Source organism: Actinophytocola sp., assembly GCF_035712165.1.
GTDB lineage: Bacteria > Actinomycetota > Actinomycetes > Mycobacteriales > Pseudonocardiaceae > DASYTH01.
The window spans coordinates 1-2,524 of the sequence record NZ_DASTBH010000010.1 but is presented as its reverse complement, the minus strand read 5'-3'; the positions used below and the strand labels follow the sequence as shown (position 1 = coordinate 2,524).

The window sequence follows — 2,524 nt, the reverse complement described above, 5'->3', positions numbered from 1 at the left end:
GAGGACATCGAGGACGTCTGGGAATGGCAGGGCCCGAGCGATGACGACGCCGTGCTCAGCTATCAGAACAACTGGAGCGCGTGCGCGACGTTCGGGCTTGCCGGTGCCGCGGCGGCCGCGGTGACAGGTGGGGGGTCACTCGCATGGGGCATCTCCGGCTGCGTAGGGGCCGTCGCGTACAACGAACTTCCTGAGGAGCCGTAGCAATGGAGCTGGGACGTCGGGTCTCGACGGGCATGGCGATCGTCGCGGTGGCCGGGCTGGTGGTCGGGCTGCTGGCCGGCTGCGAGGGCAGGGCCACCGCCCCGACCGCCGTCACGGAGACGTCGGCCGTGCTGCACGCGCAGACCTCGTGCGTGGCCGACACCGCGGACAACCCGTGCACCGGTTGGTTCCAGTACTGGGCCGACGGCGGCACGACGGTGTCGACCACCCCGCGGGTGACCGTCAACGCCAACACCAACGGAATGATCGACTTCAACCAGACCGTGACCGGCCTGACCCCGGACACGCTGTACCACGCCCAGTTCTGCGGCTACGGCGATCGCAACGTCGCCCAGCCCGGCTTCTGCGTCGGCCCGTCCGGTCCCGCGGTCACCCGGCCCGGCGTCCAGCCGGACCCGGTCGACTTCAGCGCCACGCAGAACTTCCGCACCGCCTCACCGGGCATCGCGGCCACGGTCGACATCGGACGGGTGCTGTCGACCGCCGACACGTCCGCCAACCCGATCGGCCGCGACGGCGGCCACAGCGTCGCCTATTCCGCGACCGAAGCGCTGTGGGTGTTCGGGGACACCGGACAGCGCAACGGGCCGGCGTTTCTGGCCCTCGGCACCGCCGCGGCCGGACCGTACACGGTGGGTGCCGCGCCCACCGCGCTCAACGAGTTGCCCCGACCGCCCGCGGCGCCGCAGCCCGGCCGCACCTCGCCGGCGAACTTCTTCCCGGCCGTGGAGGGCCTGGTCACTCCGGACGACCCGCCACTGCCCTGCGTCCCGGCGAACAACGCCTACGCCGCCGCGTGGACCGGCAATCACGCCCGCATCCCTGGCACCAACCGCGTCCTGCTGACCTGGGGGGAGCTGTGCGTGGCCAGCGGCGAGGGCCGCGGCTGGCCGGTGGAGCGCTGGAGGATGGCCGAGTACGACCCGGCGACGAACCAGTTCGTGCGGTTCGCCACCCCGTTCGTCGCCGACCCGATGTCGGCCGGGCTGCCGGCCACCAGGCACCCGTCCAATCCGGTCTTCGGCGGCGACGGCTACCTCTACCTGTTCGGCAGCAGGCGGGGCCCGGACTCGATCTTCGTGGCACGGGTCAGCGCCGACCCGGCGGCATGGGGCGACCCGGCCAACTACCGCTGGTGGGGATCGCCGGGCGGCGCGCCGGCGCAGTGGACCACCGATGACAGCGCGGTGGTGTCGCTGGTGGACGGCGTGGAGCCCTGGGGCATGTACGCCGCCGACTTCAGCGGCGTGGGCGGGGGGAAGAAGCTGGCCATGTTGGTGAAGGACAGCCTATTCGACAGCCCTCACTTCCGGATCTACACGGCTGAGTCGCCGCTCGGCCCGTGGACGGCCGGCCCGTCGGGCCGGGTGCCCGACCACTGCCGCGGCGGCGGATTCGGCTGCTACGCGTTCAACGGGCACCCGGAGTTGAGCACGGCCGATTCGTTCGTGTTCTCGTGGTTCTCGCCGGGCGACCGCAACGCCGACGGCGGTCACGTCCGCCTCGGGACCATCCGCTGGTGACGGGGTGAGTTTCTCTACGGCCACGCCGCTGAGGTGGTGAAGGCATCGCGCGAGCGGCGGGCCGCGCCGCTGGAGGTGCCGGTCCAGGCGAGCCCGGTGCTCGACGGCCCGACGGACGGCTCGGCGGTCGACACCGCCGTCCTGGACCGGGAGGGCGCCGCGCTGACAGCGCTGCTGGGGCGGCTCGGCCCGTACGCGCAGGGCCTCGCGGACCGTGCTCGTCGTCGTCGGGGTTTTCGACGGGGTCGTCGCGCAGGCAGGTCAGCTGGTGGCGGGTCATGTCGTCCAGCGGCGTGTGGGCGGCCGCGAACTGTCGCACGTCGCTTTGGCAGTCCCACACCGGGCGCGCCGCAGTCGGGGTAGTGCGTTGCGGGCGGTTGGGCCGCCGGTGCGGGCGATGCCGGCGGCCAGGGCGTCGTACCCCACAAGGACCGTACCGACCACGGACCCGGACACAACTACGACCTGCCAACCGGGAGAGATCAAGTACTGAAGCTGAGGATCCGCGGGCACGGGGCCCCGCCGGGGCATGAAGGAATTGATATTTGCCGGGATCGATATTGAAAGCTACTTTGACGGTGCTCCCAGTGCCCAGCCCCCAGCTGAAGGAAGCATCGATGAAACGTACCCTGGTCGCGGTAGCCGCGGCTCTAGCCCTACCCGTGGGCGCCCTCGGCGCCGTGGCCCTGCCCGCGGTCGCCGCGCCCCCACCCAGACCGGCCCCGGCGGCCGGTGAGGCCGGTGCGGCCGGTGAGGCCGCTTCCCCGGCCATGCTG

At 72.1% G+C, this 2,524-nt stretch carries 2 protein-coding genes; both read left to right on the top strand.

Features of this window, described 5'->3' with window-relative positions; translation table 11 throughout:
- Positions 1-204, top strand: a 204-nt coding sequence (locus VFO68_RS00480) for a hypothetical protein (RefSeq protein ID WP_325156092.1), incomplete at its 5' end; no start/stop codon positions are given.
- A 2-nt stretch (positions 205-206) separates the two neighbouring features.
- Positions 207-1,748, top strand: coding sequence for a hypothetical protein (locus VFO68_RS00475; RefSeq protein ID WP_325156091.1), 1,542 nt, complete (start codon positions 207-209; stop codon positions 1,746-1,748).
- Positions 1,749-2,524 lie beyond the last annotated feature (776 nt).

Bases quoted from the DNA above. Each gene is read 5' to 3' on its own strand.
- VFO68_RS00475 (WP_325156091.1), top strand. From the start codon at position 207: ATGGAGCTGGGACGTCGGGTCTCGACGGGCATGGCGATCGTCGCGGTG.